The sequence below is a fragment of the Streptomyces neyagawaensis genome (genome assembly GCF_023516595.1).
Taxonomy (GTDB): domain Bacteria; phylum Actinomycetota; class Actinomycetes; order Streptomycetales; family Streptomycetaceae; genus Streptomyces; species Streptomyces neyagawaensis.
Genome location: NZ_JAMGBG010000001.1, coordinates 147668 through 162836 on the forward strand (window position 1 = coordinate 147668; position 15169 = coordinate 162836).

14 protein-coding genes are annotated in these 15169 nt (G+C 72.3%); 13 read left to right on the forward strand and 1 reads right to left on the reverse strand.

Annotation, left to right across the window (positions count from 1 at the left end; genetic code table 11):
- The first annotated feature begins 34 nt into the window (after positions 1-34).
- The 4 genes from sbnA (at position 35) to M8J73_RS00635 (ending at position 6488) form a co-directional block, all read left to right on the forward strand.
- Positions 35-1030: a 2,3-diaminopropionate biosynthesis protein SbnA gene (sbnA, locus tag M8J73_RS00620; protein WP_055539282.1), complete on the forward strand. Its 996-nt coding sequence runs from the start codon at positions 35-37 to the stop codon at positions 1028-1030.
- Between the two features lie 489 nt (positions 1031-1519).
- Positions 1520-3166: an acyl-CoA dehydrogenase family protein gene (locus tag M8J73_RS00625; protein ID WP_055542282.1), complete on the forward strand. Its 1647-nt coding sequence runs from the start codon at positions 1520-1522 to the stop codon at positions 3164-3166.
- A 326-nt stretch (positions 3167-3492) separates the two neighbouring features.
- A complete protein-coding gene (locus M8J73_RS00630) occupies positions 3493-4812 on the forward strand; it encodes a helix-turn-helix domain-containing protein (RefSeq protein WP_249828088.1) in 1320 nt (439 codons plus the stop codon).
- A 335-nt stretch (positions 4813-5147) separates the two neighbouring features.
- Positions 5148-6488: a hypothetical protein gene (locus M8J73_RS00635; RefSeq protein WP_055542928.1), complete on the forward strand. Its 1341-nt coding sequence runs from the start codon at positions 5148-5150 to the stop codon at positions 6486-6488.
- Here M8J73_RS00635 and M8J73_RS00640 read toward each other — a convergent pair.
- Positions 6418-7902 (reverse strand): MFS transporter, encoded by a 1485-nt coding sequence (locus tag M8J73_RS00640; protein ID WP_249828089.1) that lies wholly within the window; start codon positions 7900-7902, stop codon positions 6418-6420. The two genes, M8J73_RS00635 and M8J73_RS00640, sit on opposite strands and share 71 nt — an antisense overlap.
- 96 nt (positions 7903-7998) lie before the next feature.
- Here M8J73_RS00640 and M8J73_RS00645 point away from each other — a divergent pair, with 96 nt between their 5' ends.
- The 9 genes from M8J73_RS00645 to M8J73_RS00680 all read left to right on the forward strand — a co-directional run bounded on the left by M8J73_RS00645 (position 7999) and on the right by M8J73_RS00680 (position 15066).
- Positions 7999-8649, forward strand: a complete 651-nt coding sequence (locus M8J73_RS00645) for an XRE family transcriptional regulator (RefSeq protein ID WP_249828090.1) — start codon at positions 7999-8001, stop codon at positions 8647-8649.
- 12 nt (positions 8650-8661) lie between these two features.
- Positions 8662-9246 carry a GNAT family N-acetyltransferase gene (locus tag M8J73_RS00650; RefSeq protein WP_249828091.1) on the forward strand — a complete coding sequence of 195 codons (585 nt, stop codon included), beginning with the start codon at positions 8662-8664 and terminating at the stop codon, positions 9244-9246.
- A gap of 92 nt (positions 9247-9338) precedes the next feature.
- Positions 9339-9422, forward strand: a complete 84-nt coding sequence (locus M8J73_RS45425) for a putative leader peptide (RefSeq protein WP_309474722.1) — start codon at positions 9339-9341, stop codon at positions 9420-9422.
- A gap of 171 nt (positions 9423-9593) precedes the next feature.
- The gene (locus M8J73_RS00655; protein WP_055540326.1) at positions 9594-11285 is read left to right on the forward strand and encodes a nitrite/sulfite reductase; all 1692 of its coding nucleotides are present in this window, start codon (positions 9594-9596) and stop codon (positions 11283-11285) included.
- Positions 11282-11461 (forward strand): hypothetical protein, encoded by a 180-nt coding sequence (locus M8J73_RS00660; protein WP_055540327.1) that lies wholly within the window; start codon positions 11282-11284, stop codon positions 11459-11461. The genes M8J73_RS00655 and M8J73_RS00660 overlap by 4 nt, the downstream gene beginning before the upstream one ends.
- The gene (locus M8J73_RS00665) at positions 11458-12222 is read left to right on the forward strand and encodes a phosphoadenylyl-sulfate reductase (RefSeq protein ID WP_079055002.1); all 765 of its coding nucleotides are present in this window, start codon (positions 11458-11460) and stop codon (positions 12220-12222) included. The genes M8J73_RS00660 and M8J73_RS00665 overlap by 4 nt, the downstream gene beginning before the upstream one ends.
- Positions 12223-12263: 41 nt before the next feature.
- Positions 12264-12800, forward strand: coding sequence for an adenylyl-sulfate kinase (gene cysC, locus M8J73_RS00670; protein WP_055540339.1), 537 nt, complete (start codon positions 12264-12266; stop codon positions 12798-12800).
- A complete protein-coding gene (gene cysD, locus M8J73_RS00675; RefSeq protein ID WP_055540328.1) occupies positions 12797-13735 on the forward strand; it encodes a sulfate adenylyltransferase subunit CysD in 939 nt (312 codons plus the stop codon). The genes cysC and cysD overlap by 4 nt, the downstream gene beginning before the upstream one ends.
- A 2-nt stretch (positions 13736-13737) precedes the next feature.
- A complete protein-coding gene (locus M8J73_RS00680; protein ID WP_055540329.1) occupies positions 13738-15066 on the forward strand; it encodes a sulfate adenylyltransferase subunit 1 in 1329 nt (442 codons plus the stop codon).
- Positions 15067-15169: the final 103 nt, after the last annotated feature.

The window sequence follows — 15169 nt, forward strand, 5'->3', positions numbered from 1 at the left end:
CAGCGGTACGACAAGCACCACCAGGGGGGCCGCAGTGCCAGTCATATCCGTTCCCACGGACTTCAACGAGGAGGAGCTGTACGTCGACCTGCGCACGGTCGTCGGCCACAGGCTCTTCCTCAAGTGCGAGGGCTTCAACTTCGCCGGCTCGATCAAGCTCAAGGCCGCGACCGAGATGGTGCGGGCCGCCGAGCGGGACGGACGGCTCGGGCCGGGCTCGACCCTCGTCGAGTCCTCGTCCGGGAACCTGGGCGTCGCGCTCAGCATGATCGCGGCGAGCCGGGGCTACCGGTTCCTGTGCGTGACCGACGCCCGCTGCAACCCGGCGACCAAGGGGCTGATGGAGGCGCTCGGCAGCCGGGTCGACGTCATCACCGAGCCGGACCCGATCGGCGGCTTCCTCGGCGCGCGGATCGCCTACGTCCGCGCGCTGTGCGCCGCCGACGAGCGGTACGTGTGGCTCGACCAGTACACCAACCAGGCGAACTGGCGGGCGCACTACCGCACCACCGCGCCCGCCATCGCCCGGCAGTTCCCCCGGCTCGACGTGCTGTTCGTGGGGGTCGGCACCTCGGGAACGCTGATGGGGTGCGCCCAGTGGTTCTGGGAGCGGCGGCGCCGGGTGCGGATCGTGGCCGTGGACAGCGTGGGCTCGGTCGCGTTCGGCGGGACGCCGGGCCGGCGGCTGATCCCCGGCCTCGGCACGAGCGTGCCGCCGCCGCTGCTCGACGCGTCCTGCGTGGACGACGTCGTCCGGGTGGAGGAGGCCGACACCGTACGGGCCTGCCACCGCCTGGCGCGGCGCGGTTTCCTCTTCGGGGGCTCCACCGGCACGGTGGTCAGCGGCGCCGTCGACTGGCTGAACCGGGACGGCTCCCCCGACCTCACCGCGGTCGCCATCGCCCCGGACCTCGGCGAACGCTACCTCGACACGATCTACCGCCCGGGCTGGCCCCTCGAACAGTACGGAGAGTCCGTCCTCGGCACCGACGAACTGGGCACGGGGGAACTGGCGGCGCCGGTGGTCTGAGCCGGGGGCCTCGGGCAGGCGGTCCAAGCCCGGGTGGGCGGCCTCGGGCCGGTGGGCGGCCTCGGGCTGGTGGTCCAAGCCGGGTGGGCGGCCTCGGGCCGGGGGCCGGGGGGTGGCCCCGGGCCGCTGGTCCGAGCCGGGCGGGCCGCCTCGGGCCGGGGGCCGGGGGGTGGCCCCGGGCCGCTGGTCCAAGCCGGGCGGGGGCCTGGGCCGGTGGGCGGAGCGGGTGCCGCCACGGGCTGGTGATCCGAGCCGGGCGGGCCGCCTCGGGCCGGGGGGCGGCCTCGGGCTGGTGGTCCAAGCCGGGTGGGCGGCCTCGGGCCGGGGGCCGGGGGGTGGCCCCGGGCCGCTGGTCCGAGCCGGGCGGGGGGCCTGGGCCGGTGGGCGGAGCGGGTGCGGCCTCGGGCGGGTGGTCCGAGCGGGGCGGCCTCGGGGAGCCTCCCCCGGATGCGGGTGACCGTCGCCGTACCGGGGGGTACGTTTCCTGGCATGGCAGCCACGCACGAAGTGACCAATCAGGTTCCGCCCCTGGTGGGCTATGACGTCTACGCCGCCGACCGGGTCCTGACGGAGGCCGTCGAGCGGCATGTGGCCCCGGACGTCCTCGACGAGGCCCGCGGTGAACTGTCGGGGCTCGGCCACACGGCCGGGTCGGCGCAGGTCCAGGAGTGGGGCAGGCTCGCCAACGAGAACCCGCCGAAGCTGCGCACCCACGACCGCTACGGCAACCGGATCGACGAGGTCGAGTTCCACCCGTCCTGGCACCGGCTGCTGGGCAAGGGCGTCTCGGCGGGGCTGACAGCCGCCTGGACACGGCCCTCCGGGCATGTCCGGCGCGCCGCCGGCTTCGTCGTCTGGACGCAGGTCGAGGCCGGCAACGGCTGCCCCCTGTCGATGACCCACGCGGCGGTGCCGGCGCTGCGCACGGACCCGGCACTGGCCGCCGAGTGGGAGCCCAGGCTGACGTCGACGATCTACGACTGGGACCTGCGGCCCGCCGACCGGAAGGCCGGTGTGCTCTTCGGGATGGGCATGACGGAGAAGCAGGGCGGCAGCGACGTACGCGCCAACACGACCGAGGCCCGGCCGCTGGCCGAGGACGGGACGTACGAGCTGCGGGGCCACAAGTGGTTCTGCTCGGCGCCGATGTCCGACGGCTTCCTGGTGCTGGCGCAGGCGCCGGGCGGGCTGACCTGCTTCCTGGTGCCCCGGATGCTGGCGGACGGCACTCGCAACGTCTTCCGGATCCTGCGGCTGAAGGACAAGCTGGGCAACCGGTCGAACGCCTCCGGCGAGGTCGAGTTCGACGGGACGTGGGCGCGCCGGGTCGGCGACGAGGGCCGGGGCGTGCGCACGATCATCGAGATGGTGTCCGTCACCCGGCTGGACTGCGCGCTGGGCGCGGCCTCGCTGATGCGGCAGGCGGTGGCGCAGGCCACGCACCACTGCGCGTACCGGGAGGCGTTCGGCGGCAAGCTGATCGACAAACCGCTGATGCGGAACGTTCTCGCCGACCTGGCGCTGGAGTCGGAGGCGGCGACGACGCTGGCGCTGCGCCTGGCGGCGGCGTACGACGCGGCGGAGGGACCGGACGGCGACGAGGGCGAGCGCGCGCTGCTGCGGCTCGCGGTGCCGGCCGCCAAGTACTGGGTGACCAAACGCTGTACGGCCACGGTGACGGAGGCCTCGGAGTGCCTCGGCGGCAACGGCTACGTCGAGGAGTCGGGCATGCCCCGGCTGCTGCGGGAGTCGCCGCTCAACTCGATCTGGGAGGGCGCCGGGAACGTCCAGGCGCTGGACGTGCTGCGTGCCCTGCAGCGGGAACCCCGGGCGTTCGACGCGTACTTGAGGGAGGTGGGCCGGGCCCGTGGCGCCGACCACCGCCTCGACGGGGCGATCAAGAACCTGCTGACCGAACTCGCCGACCTCAACGGCGTCGAGGCCCGCGCCCGCCGGCTCGTGGAGCGCCTCGCCCTGGTCCTCCAGGGGGCCCTCCTCGTCCAGTACGCGCCGCCGGCGGTCGCGGACGCGTTCTGCGCGTCCCGTCTGGGCGGCGACTGGGGCGCGGCCTTCGGCACCCTGCCCCACACGCTGGACCTGGGCTCGGTGGTGGAGCGGGCCCGGCCGGTGGGCTGAGCCCCACCGGGCGGGGCCCCCTTTCGAGTGGCGCGGAGGTGGTGCTGCGCCGACACGGCACCACCCCCGCGTTCGGGCCCCTGCGAGCGGAGCACACGCGCCGCACCGGGCGGCGTTGAACAAGTTTCAAGCAGGGCCAGGCCGTCCGCCAGGGTTGCAGGGGGTTGCAACTCGTCGGCGCTCTGTGGCCGGAGTGAGCCCCTCCGTGGGTGAAGAACGGCAGACTGGGACCCCGTAGTCAACGCCGGTCACGCAGGCCCGGACTCCGTCGGCCCTCCCGGGCGGGGAGGCGGCCCTGCCGGGAGGAACGAGTGCCGCACTCGCCGATGGAAGTCACGCGGCTCACCGCCACGGACGCCGCCCGGGCGGCACGGGTGCTCGGCGAGGTCCGTGCCTCCGCCCTCGCCGGACGGCGTCCGAAGCCCTCCCCCAGCCCGGTGATCAGGGAGTCCTGGAGCCGCATGCTGCGCAGCGGGATGGATCCCGACCACGACTTCCGGGCCGACCTGCTGAGCCGGGACGAGGTGGAGCGCCGCCGCCAGACCTCTCCCCTGCGGCATGTACTGCCGGTGCTGCGCGAGGGGTTGCTGTCCCTGGCGGACACCGCGCAGCACATCATGATGGTCGCGGACGCGGACGCCCGGGTGCTGTGGCGGGAGGGCAGTACGGCGGTGCTCCGCAAGGCCGACGGGCAGGGCCTCGGGGTCGGCGCGGACCTGCGGGAGGAGACGGTCGGCACGAACGGGGTGGGCACGCCCCTGGTGGTCCGCCGCCCCGTCCAGGTTTTCGCCTCCGAGCACTTCGTGCGGGCCCTGCACTCCTGGACCTGCACCGGGGCGCCCATCACCGACCCGCGCGACGGCAGGCTCCTCGGTTCGGTCGACATCAGCGGCCCCCTGGAGACCCTGCACCCCGCGACGCTGGCACTGGTCGACGCGGTCGCCAAGCTGGCCCAGTCCCGGCTGCGCGACCTGCACCTCGCCTCATTGGAACAACTACGGGCGGTGGCGGCCCCGGTGCTGGCCCGGATCGGCGGCCCGGCGGTCGCCGTGGACCGGGACGGCTGGACGGCGGCGGTGACGGGCATGCCGTACACCGGCCGCCTCGCCCTGCCCAAGTCCCTGTCGCCGGGCCGCCGCTGGCTGCCCGCGCTGGGACTGTGCACGGTCGAGCCGCTCTCCGCCGGCTGGCTGATACGGCCCACCGCGGACCCCGCGCCCGCCCCTACGGCCACCCGGATCAGCCTCGACGTCTCCCACCCGCGCCGCTGGACCGTCACCGTCTGCGGCTCCGCCGGCTCCTGGACGCATGAGTTGAGCCCCCGTCACGCCGAACTCCTGTATCTCCTCGCCCTCCACCGCGGCGGCCGCAGCGCCTCCGCCCTCGCCGACGACATGTTCGGCGACCCCGCCCGCACGGTCACCGTCCGCGCCGAGATGTCCCGCGTACGCCGCTACCTGGGCGCCTACCTCGACCACCGCCCTTACCGCTTCACGGAACGAGCCGACGTCGAGGTGCACCTCCCGGACAGCCCCCTCGATCTGCTGCCGCATTCGGTGGCGCCGGGGGTGGTGCGGGCCAGGGGGGCGGCGCCGGGCGGACAGGCGTGGACGGAAGGGCCGTTGGGGCACGGGGAACAGTCCTAGACCGGCGTTGGGCCAGGCTGGGAACGGGAGCGACGCGGTATGGAACAGGGGCCTGGTATGGGCAACGTGGTGAGCGGACGGAACAAGTCTCCGCGCCGCCCTCTCCCTGGTCCCCCGCGCCGACCCCTGACCGGCCACCCCTGCTCCGCGTCAAACCTCCCGCAACCCTCCCCCGGTGAACGGATCATGGCCCCCGGGTGAGGGATCTCCCTGTATTTCCCGCGTCCTCGGCGTGACACGTGCCCCACTGCCGTAGCATCCCTTCCAGGCCACCCCACCTGTCTCTCCGTCAAGGTTTCGCTCGCAGGAGGCAGTTGGCCGACCGGGAGGTTGTGATGAAGCATCGCGGTAGGCACCGACGGCGCAGAAGGGGGCGTGCGCTGCGCGCTTCCCTCGCGGGGACCGCGCTGGCGCTCACGGCGGCGGCCACTCTGATCAGCACGTCCCAGGCTGCGGGCGGGAAGACGCCGGGCGGTCTGTCGGCGGTCGGTTCGGCCGCCGAGCTGCGCGCGCTCCGCCTCAAGGAGAACCTCACCGACCGGACCGCGCTGGAGACCCTCACGACCGGGATGGGCGGCCGGGTCGGCGTCGACGAGGTGCTGCGCAGCGCCAACCACCGGATGCGGGAGCAGGGCGACTGCTTCGTCACCGAGAAGGGCGTCCTGCCGCTCACGCCGAAGGCCGCGCGGGCGTACTGCTGGGAGGCCCCGGACGCGGTCGACGACCGGTGGCGGCCCCAGTCGGTCACCACGTCCCGCGACAACAAGGTCATCGTGTCCGGCTGGACCCACGCCGGCACCACCGCCGGCGAGGAGGGGCTCGCCCGGGTCGCCTTCGTCGACGCGAGCGACCCGTCGGACCTGAAGTACCGCTGGGTGCTGCTCGTCGTACCGCAGGCCGACGGCAAGGGGCTGAAGGCGGTGCGTTCCCAACTCGGCGGCATGGCCTGGTACGAGAACAAGTTGATCGTCACCGCCCGGAACCCGCAGAACAGCGGGTACCGCGACGACTCCCTCTTCGTCTTCGACCTCGACCGCTTCCTCCGCGCCGACGTCACCGACAGCGACGCGATCGGCAAGGTCGAGGGGGGCTTCTCCGCCCACCACTACCGGTATGTGCTGCCCGCGGTCGCCTCCTACAGCCCCGCCTCGGGCGACGCCTGCGACGCGCACGGCAACGAAGGCGTGCCCTGTCTCTCCTCCGTGTCGCTCGACCGGACGTCGACGCCGCCGAGCGTCGTCGCGAACGAGTCGTTCGCTACGGGCAGCGGGACGGCGGCCCGCGTGTGGCGGTACGACCTCGACACCGTCTCCGACCGGGCGGGGCTGCTCGGCGCCACCGGGCGGCAGGGCGAGGTCGAGGCCGACGAGGCGTACGAGACGAAGGCCACCCATGTCCGGGGCGTCCTCTCCCACGACGGCGACTGGTACGTGAGCCAGGCCGCAGCGAAGCAGGGGCGGCACGGCACGGTGTGGCGGCAGGACGAGAACCGGGCCCGCGCCGCCAGCTGCACGAACGGCACCTCGGAGCACCAGTCGTACGCCTGCTGGGGGCTGCACGGCGGGCCCCTCTCCTACTCCCCCGAGACCGGCGAACTGTGGACGCTCACCGCTCCCATCCCGGAGCGGGTGCTGTACGCGGTGAAGCTGTCCGACGTCGAGCGCGCCCTGGACTAGCGGCACGAGGAGCCGGCCCCTCAGTCACCTCCTTCTTCGACCGTGACACCTGGGCCACGAGGAGGAGCAGGATGCCGCAGGCGGCGACCAGGAGCCAGCCCGGGCGGGACGCGTGCGCGAGTTCCGCCGGGCCGGCATCGGTGACCAGGCCACCGGCGAGCGCGATACCGAGGGCGGAGCCGAGTTGCCGTGCCGTGGAGGTGATCGCCCCCGCCACCCCGGCGCGGGCGGGGGGCAGTCCGTTGACGGCGGTGTTGGTGAGCGGGGCGTTGGCGAAGCCGAACCCGATGCCGATGAACGCGTACGCGGTCAGCAGCAGGAGCACGCTCGTGTGCGGGGTGAGCCGCACCAGGCAGAGCCCGCCGACCGTGATGAACCCGCCTGCCAGCAGCAGCGGCGGCCGCGGTCCCGTGCGGCCGACCAGGCGGCCCGCCCACGGGGCGCAGACGGTCGCTCCGACGGCCAGGGGCAGGGTCGCGACGCCCGCGGCCAGCGGCGTCCATCCCCGGGTGTGCTGCGAGTAGAGGGTGTTCAGCAGCAGCGTCGTGCTCAGCGCGACGAAGACCGCGACCGCGCCCACGACGGCACCGCTGAACACCGGGCGCCCGAAGAGGCGCAGATCCATGAGCGGCTCACGTCGGCGGGACTCGACCCGCACGAGAGCGGCCGCGGCCGCGGCGCCGCACGCGTAGCCCGTCAGGGCCGCGGGCGATGTCCAGCCGATGCGCGGCCCTTCGATCAGGACGCCGACGACGACGGCGAGGGCCACCATCAGCAGGAGTTGGCCCGGCAGGTCGAGCCGGCGGGCCCGCGTGGCCCGGGACTCCGGCACGAACACGGCGCTGAGCAGCAGGGCGGCGGCGATGACGGGCGCATTGATCCAGAACAGGGCCCGCCAGTCGAGATGCGCGAGCAGCGCGCCGCCCGTCACGGGTCCGGCGGCCATGCTCAGCCCGAACACCGATGCCCAGACGCCGATCGCCTGCGCCCGTTCCCTCGGGTCCGGCATCGCGTTCACCACGATCGCGAGCGCCACGGGGCTGAGCATCGAGGCGCCGACGCCCTGGAGGGCGCGGGCCGCGACGAGTACGTCGGCCGAGGGGGCGAGCGCGCAGAGCAGTGAGGCCGCGCCGAACACGGCCAGCCCGCTCTGGAACACCCGGCGGCGTCCGAAGCGGTCCGCCAGCGCGCCGGAGGAGATCAGGAGACTGGCGAGGACGAGGGTGTAGGCGTCGACGATCCATTCGAGACGGCGGGTGTCGGCGTCCAGGCCACGCCCGATGGCCGGCAGACCGACGTTGACGATGGTGGTGTCGAGGCCCACCAGGAACATGCTCAGACAGCAGACGGCCAGGACCGTCCAGCGTCCGCGCGCGCCGAGGGTGGGGGGAGCGGGGTGGGTCGTCGCGGTCACGGGCCGCCTCCGAGGTCGGGGAACAGGGCCCGGCAAGGCTCGGCCCGAGCGGCGGCCGGGGCCCAGCGTTTTTGCGGACACCGCAAAACTGGGGCCATGAACAGCACAGGATCCGGCGGCGCGCGGCTGGAGCAGATCCTCGACGGCATCGGGCCCCGGCTGCGCGGGCTGCGCCGGGACCGGGGGCTCACCCTGGAGGCACTCGCGGCCACGACCGGGATCTCCGTCAGCACGCTGTCCCGGGTGGAGTCGGGCAGGCGGCGTCCGACGCTGGACCTGCTCATCCCGCTGGCGCAGGCCCACCGCGTCAGCCTCGACCAGTTGGTGGCGGCGCCCGCCAGCGGTGACCCCCGGGTGCACCTCCGGCCCGTGCGCAAGGGGCGCGGAAGCGTTCTGGTGCCGTTGACGCAGTACCCGGGCCGTGTGCAGGTCTTCAAGCAGGTGCTGGCACCCCGCCCGCCGGAACTGGTGACCCACGAGGGCTACGAATGGCTCTATGTCCTCGCCGGCCGGCTCCAGGTCGTCCTCGGAGAGCGGGACTTCACGCTGCGGCCCGGCGAGGTGGCCGAGTTCGACACCACCGAGCCCCACTGGTTCGGCCCCGCGGACTCGCACCCCGTGGAGATCCTGCATCTGTTCGGCCCACGAGGCGACCAGGCCGTCGTCCGTACCGGACCGTCCACCACCGACCCCGCTCCACCGTCCACCAGCGACCCCGCGGCCTTGGTCGCGGGCCGGCCCGCGTGATTCCCTGGCCGTATGAGCAGCCGTAGCACCGTCACCACCTGGTCCCTGGAGCAGACGTCCCCGGGCGACCTCCTGCCCGCCGCCGCCCCCGAGGGCGACGACGTCCGCATAGTCCGCGCCGAGGTGCCCTCCCCCGAGTTCAGCCGCTTCCTGTACGCGTCCGTCGGCGGCGACATCCTGTGGATCGACCGGCTGTCGTGGTCGTACGCCCAGTGGGAGGATCAGCTTCGGCGGCCCGGCGTGGAGACCTGGGTCGTGTACGACCGGGGCACGCCCGCCGGGTATGTGGAGTTGGAGCCGCAGGACGGCGGGGCCGTGGAAATCGTGTACTTCGGGCTCATCCCGGCCTTCCGTGGGCGGCGCATCGGCGGGCATCTCCTGTCGTACGGCACGGCGCGGGCCTGGGACCTCGCCGAGCGGTGGCCGGCGCTGCCGCCGACGAAGCGGGTGTGGCTGCATACGTGCAGCAGGGACGGCGAGCACGCGATGGCGAACTACGAGCGGCGCGGGTTCAGGCTGTTCGACACCAAGGTGACGGAGGAGGCGGACGTGGCCGCGCCGGGGCCCTGGCCGGGCGCACTGACCCGGACGTCATGACCCACATCACATCGTCTCGCGATGCGAGACATCCCTGTCCGACATGTGGATGAAGGTGGACTCGGTCTAAAGAGCCGTGACACGCTTCCGTCATGTCTGGAACTGGAATTGCCTTGGTGAGTCGGCGGCACGTCGACCTCGGCCGCATGTCCAGCGCCATCTGTCCGGTGAGCTGACGCCCCGACCGCGAGGGGTCGCCACGACCCCGGGCAACAGCGCCGCACCCCCTCCTCTGTTTCGGCCAGCGCAAAGACGCGCAGGCGCCGCACACCGCTGCCGGTGTGCCCGCATGTGCGCGTACGCGCAGGTCAGAGCCGCTTACCGACTTGTCCGAAGGACGTAGAACCATGGCCGCCACCCCGGAGAACTCCGCCACGCCCCGCCGTAAGGTGAGCCGTCACCGTGGCGAAGGACAGTGGGCCGCCGGACATTTCACCCCGCTGAACGGCAACGAGCAGTTCAAGAAGGACGACGACGGTCTCAATGTGCGGACACGCATTGAGACGATCTACTCGAAGCGCGGCTTCGACTCGATCGACCCGAACGACCTGCGCGGCCGGATGCGCTGGTGGGGTCTCTACACCCAGCGCAAGCCCGGGATCGACGGCGGCAAGACCGCGATCCTGGAGCCGGAGGAGCTGGACGACAAGTACTTCATGCTGCGGGTGCGCATCGACGGTGGCCGTCTCACCACGCGGCAACTGCGGGTGATCGGTGAGATCTCGCAGGAGTTCGCGCGGGGCACCGCCGACATCACCGACCGACAGAACGTGCAGTACCACTGGATCCGGGTCGAGGACGTGCCCGAGATCTGGGAGCGGCTGGAGGCCGTGGGGCTGTCCACGACCGAGGCGTGCGGTGACACCCCGCGTGTGATCATCGGCTCGCCCGTCGCCGGTATCGCCGCCGACGAGATCATCGACGGCACACCCGCCATGGAGGAGATCCAGCGGCGGATCATCGGCAACAAGGACTTCTCCAACCTGCCCCGCAAGTTCAAGTCGGCGATCTCCGGTTCGCCGCTGCTGGACGTGGCCCACGAGATCAACGACATCGCCTTCGTCGGCGTCCGCCACCCCGAGCACGGCCCCGGCTTCGACCTGTGGGTCGGCGGCGGACTGTCCACCAACCCCAAGATCGGGCAGCGGCTCGGCGCATGGGTGCCGCTGGACGAGGTCGCGGACGTGTACGAGGGCGTCATCTCGATCTTCCGTGACTACGGCTACCGACGGCTGCGCACCCGCGCCCGCCTGAAGTTCCTCCTCGCGGACTGGGGCACCGAGAAGTTCCGCCAGGTCCTGGAGGACGAGTACCTCAAGCGGAAGCTGATCGACGGGCCCGCCCCCGACCAGCCCGTGGAGCGCTGGCGCGACCACGTCGGTGTGCACCCGCAGAAGGACGGCCGCTACTACGTCGGGTTCGCCCCGCGTGTCGGCCGGGTCGACGGCACCACCCTCACGAAGATCGCCGACCTCGCCGAGGCCCACGGCTCCGGCAGGGTCAGCACCACCGTCGAGCAGAAGATGATCGTGCTCGACGTCACCGAGGACCAGGTCGACTCGCTCGTCGCGGGGCTGGAGGCGCTGGACCTCACGGTGAACCCGTCGCCGTTCCGGCGCGGCACGATGGCCTGCACCGGCATCGAGTACTGCAAGCTCGCGATCGTCGAGACCAAGGCCCGCGGCTCCTCCCTCATCGACGAACTGGAGCGCCGCCTCCCCGACTTCGACGAGCCGCTCACCATCAACATCAACGGCTGCCCCAACGCCTGCGCGCGTATCCAGGTGGCGGACATCGGTCTCAAGGGCCAGCTCGTCCTCAACGAGCGGGGCGAGCAGGTCGAGGGCTTCCAGGTGCACCTGGGCGGCGCGCTCGGCCTGGAGGCCGGGTTCGGCCGCAAGGTGCGCGGTCTGAAGGTCACCTCCGAAGAGCTTCCCGACTACGTCGAGCGGGTCCTCAGGCGCTTCGCGGAGGAGCGCGAGGACGGCGAGCGGTTCGCCACCTGGGTGGCGCGGGCCGGCGAGGAGTCCCTGTCATGAGCGAGCGAGCCGCGCCGTTCTACTGCCCCTACTGCGGCGACGAGGACCTGCGCCCGAACGAAGAGGGCCACGGCGCATGGGAATGCGGGGCCTGCAATCGAGCCTTCCAGCTGAAGTTCCTCGGGCTGCTGGCCCGGGGGCTTCAGCGAGCCGACAGCGGAGGGGACCACATATGACGACCGTTCAGGCGGATGGCGACACATCCGCGTCGCCGAGTGACGACGACACCGCGGCCGGCCCCGACGGGGCCCGGCGCGCCGAACTGAAGGCGCTCGCCGAGCAGGCCGGCCGTGATCTGGAGGACGCCTCGGCCCTGGAGATCCTCCGGTGGGCCGTGGACACCTTCGGCGAGCGGTTCTGCGTGACCTCCTCCATGGAGGACGCCGTGGTCGCGCACCTCGCCTCCCGGGCCCGGCCCGGCGTGGACGTGGTGTTCCTCGACACCGGCTACCACTTCCCGGAGACCATCGGCACCCGGGACGCGGTGGAGGCCGTGATGGACGTCAACGTCCTCACGATCACCCCGCGCCAGACGGTCGCCGAACAGGACGCCGAGTACGGTCCGAAGCTGCACGACCGCGACCCGGACCTGTGCTGCTTCCTGCGCAAGGTCAAGCCGCTCGAGGAGGGCCTCGCCCGCTTCGACGCCTGGGCGACGGGCCTGCGCCGCGACGAGTCCCCGACCCGGGCGAACACCCCGGTCGTCGCCTGGGACGAGAAGCGGGGCAAGGTCAAGATCGCCCCGATCGCCCGCTGGACGCAGGACGACGTGGACGCCTACGTCGCCGAGCACGGGGTGCTCACCAACCCGCTCCTCATGGACGGTTACGCCTCCGTGGGCTGCGCCCCCTGCACCCGCCGCGTCGCCCCGGGCGAGGACGCGCGCGCCGGCCGCTGGGCCGGCAGCGCCAAGACCGAGTGCGGGCTGCACCTGTGACCGCGACCGTGCCCGTGCCCGTGACGAACCAGGAGAACCAAGTGACGACCGGAGCCACCGTCTGGCTCACGGGTCTGCCGAGCGCCGGCAAGACCACCATCGCCTACGAACTGGCGGACCGGCTGCGTGAGGAGGGCCACCTCGTCGAGGTGCTCGACGGCGACGAGATCCGCGAGTTCCTCACCGCCGGACTCGGCTTCAGCCGCGCCGACCGGCACACCAACGTGCAGCGCATCGGCTTCCTCGCCGACCTGCTCGCCCGCAACGGCGTCAAGGTGCTGGTCCCGGTCATCGCGCCGTACGCCGACAGCCGCGAGGCGGTGCGCCGGCGGCACGCGGCGAGCGGTGCCGCGTACGTGGAGGTGCATGTGGCCACTCCGGTCGAGGTGTGCTCCGAACGTGATGTGAAGGGGCTGTACGCCAAGCAGGCGGCGGGCGAGATCTCCGGGCTGACCGGGGTCGACGACCCGTACGAGGCGCCCGTGAACCCGGACCTGCGCATCGAGTCGCAGGACCAGACGGTCCAGGAGTCCGCGGCGCTGGTCCACAAGCTGCTCACCGAGAGGGGTCTGGCATGACGACGACCGTCGCGGCCGTGTCCGAGGGCACCGGCACGCCGTACACCCTCTCCCATCTGGACGCGCTGGAGTCCGAGGCCGTCCACATCTTCCGCGAGGTGGCGGGCGAGTTCGAGCGGCCGGTGATCCTGTTCTCCGGCGGCAAGGACTCCATCGTCATGCTGCACCTAGCGCTGAAGGCGTTCGCCCCGGCGGCGATCCCCTTCTCCCTGCTGCACGTGGACACCGGGCACAACTTCCCCGAGGTGCTGGAGTACCGCGACCGCACGGTGGCCCAGCACAACCTGCGGCTGCACGTGGCGTCGGTGCAGGACTACATCGACCGCGGGGTCCTCAAGGAGCGCCCCGACGGCACCCGCAACCCGTTGCAGACGCTGCCGCTGACGGAGAAGATCCAGTCGGAGAAGTTCGACGCGGTCTTCGGCGGCGGCCGTCGCGACGAGGAGAAGGCGCGCGCCAAGGAGCGGGTGTTCTCGCTGCGCGACGAGTTCTCCCAGTGGGACCCGCGCCGTCAGCGCCCCGAGCTGTGGCAGCTCTACAACGGGCGGCACGCGCCCGGCGAGCACGTCCGGGTCTTCCCGCTCTCCAACTGGACCGAGCTGGACGTCTGGCAGTACATCGCCCGCGAGGGCATCGAACTGCCGGAGATCTACTTCGCGCACGAGCGTGACGTGTTCCAGCGGGCCGGCATGTGGCTGACCGCCGGCGAGTGGGGCGGCCCGAAGGAGGGCGAGACCGTCGAGAAGCGGCTCATCCGCTACCGGACTGTGGGTGACATGTCCTGCACCGGTGCCGTCGACTCCGACGCCGTGACGCTGGAGCAGGTCATCACCGAGATCGCCGCGTCCCGGCTCACCGAGCGGGGCGCCACCCGCGCCGACGACAAGCTGTCCGAGGCCGCGATGGAAGACCGCAAGCGCGAGGGGTACTTCTAAGCATGACGACGACCGCGGAACTCTCCGCCACCACACTCCTCAGGTTCGCCACCGCGGGCTCCGTCGACGACGGCAAGTCCACCCTCGTCGGCCGGCTGCTGCACGACTCCAAGTCGGTCCTCACCGACCAGCTGGAGGCCGTGGAGCGCGCCTCGGCGAGCCGCGGCCAGGAGGGCCCGGACCTCGCGCTGCTCACCGACGGTCTGCGGGCCGAGCGGGAGCAGGGCATCACCATCGACGTGGCGTACCGCTACTTCGCCACGGCCAAGCGCCGGTTCATCCTCGCCGACACGCCCGGCCATGTGCAGTACACCCGCAACATGGTGACGGGTGCCTCCACCGCCGAGCTGACGGTGATCCTGGTCGACGCCCGCAACGGTGTCGTCGAGCAGACCCGTCGGCACGCCGCGATCGCCGCGCTGCTGCGCGTCCCGCACGTGGTGCTCGCCGTCAACAAGATGGACCTCGTCGCGTACGAGGAAAAGGTCTTCGCGGCGATCGCCGAGGAGTTCACGGCGTACGCGATCGAGCTGGGCGTCCCCGAGGTCACCGCGATCCCGATCTCGGCGCTGGCCGGCGACAACGTGGTGGAGCCGTCCGCGCACATGGACTGGTACGGCGGCCCGACGGTCCTGGAGCACCTGGAGACCGTGCCGGTCAGCCACGACCTGGCACACTGCCACGCGCGGCTGCCCGTGCAGTACGTGATCCGCCCGCAGACCGCCGAGCACCCCGACTACCGGGGGTACGCCGGTCAGATCGCCGCCGGTACGTTCCGGGTGGGCGACCCGGTGACGGTGCTGCCGTCCGGCCGTGCGACGAAGGTCGCCGGCATCGACCTGCTGGGCAAGCCGGTCGACGTGGCCTACACCCCGCAGTCGGTGACGCTCCTGCTGGAGGACGACATCGACATCTCGCGCGGCGACCTGATCGTGCCGAGCAAGGACGCGCCCGCGACGACGCAGGACATCGAGGCGACCGTGTGCCATGTCGCCGACCAGCCGCTGACGGTCGGCCACCGGGTGCTCCTCAAGCACGGCACCCGCACGGTGAAGGCGATCGTCAAGGACATCCCGTCCCGTCTCACGCTCGACGACCTGTCCCTGCACCCGCACCCGGGGCAGCTCGTCGCCAACGACATCGGCCGGGTGAAGGTCCGTACGGCGGAGGCGCTGCCGGTCGACTCCTACGCCGACTCCCGCCGCACCGGTTCGTTCATCCTGATCGACCCGTCCGACGGCACGACCCTGACCGCCGGGATGGTCGGCGAGTCGTTCGCCTCCCCGGAGCCCGTCAAGGACGACTCCGAGGACGACGGGTGGGACTTCTGACATGAAACCCGTGGACTACTACGCGACGTTCGCGAAGGAGGGCGGCCGTGTCGGCTCCGGCGCCCTCGGCAGCGGGCAGGGCGGGGTCGCCCGATGTGTGCGT

What these genes read in the sequence shown, in the direction of transcription:
- M8J73_RS00625 (WP_055542282.1), top strand. Translation starts at nt 1,520, where the DNA reads ATGGCAGCCACGCACGAAGTGACCAATCAGGTTCCGCCCCTGGTGGGC.
- M8J73_RS00630 (WP_249828088.1), top strand. Translation starts at nt 3,493, where the DNA reads ATGGAAGTCACGCGGCTCACCGCCACGGACGCCGCCCGGGCGGCACGG.
- M8J73_RS00635 (WP_055542928.1), top strand. Translation starts at nt 5,148, where the DNA reads ATGAAGCATCGCGGTAGGCACCGACGGCGCAGAAGGGGGCGTGCGCTG.
- M8J73_RS00645 (WP_249828090.1), top strand. Translation starts at nt 7,999, where the DNA reads ATGAACAGCACAGGATCCGGCGGCGCGCGGCTGGAGCAGATCCTCGAC.
- M8J73_RS00650 (WP_249828091.1), top strand. Translation starts at nt 8,662, where the DNA reads ATGAGCAGCCGTAGCACCGTCACCACCTGGTCCCTGGAGCAGACGTCC.
- M8J73_RS45425 (WP_309474722.1), top strand. Translation starts at nt 9,339, where the DNA reads ATGTCTGGAACTGGAATTGCCTTGGTGAGTCGGCGGCACGTCGACCTC.
- M8J73_RS00655 (WP_055540326.1), top strand. Translation starts at nt 9,594, where the DNA reads ATGGCCGCCACCCCGGAGAACTCCGCCACGCCCCGCCGTAAGGTGAGC.
- M8J73_RS00660 (WP_055540327.1), top strand. Translation starts at nt 11,282, where the DNA reads ATGAGCGAGCGAGCCGCGCCGTTCTACTGCCCCTACTGCGGCGACGAG.
- M8J73_RS00665 (WP_079055002.1), top strand. Translation starts at nt 11,458, where the DNA reads ATGACGACCGTTCAGGCGGATGGCGACACATCCGCGTCGCCGAGTGAC.
- cysD (WP_055540328.1), top strand. Translation starts at nt 12,797, where the DNA reads ATGACGACGACCGTCGCGGCCGTGTCCGAGGGCACCGGCACGCCGTAC.
- M8J73_RS00680 (WP_055540329.1), top strand. Translation starts at nt 13,738, where the DNA reads ATGACGACGACCGCGGAACTCTCCGCCACCACACTCCTCAGGTTCGCC.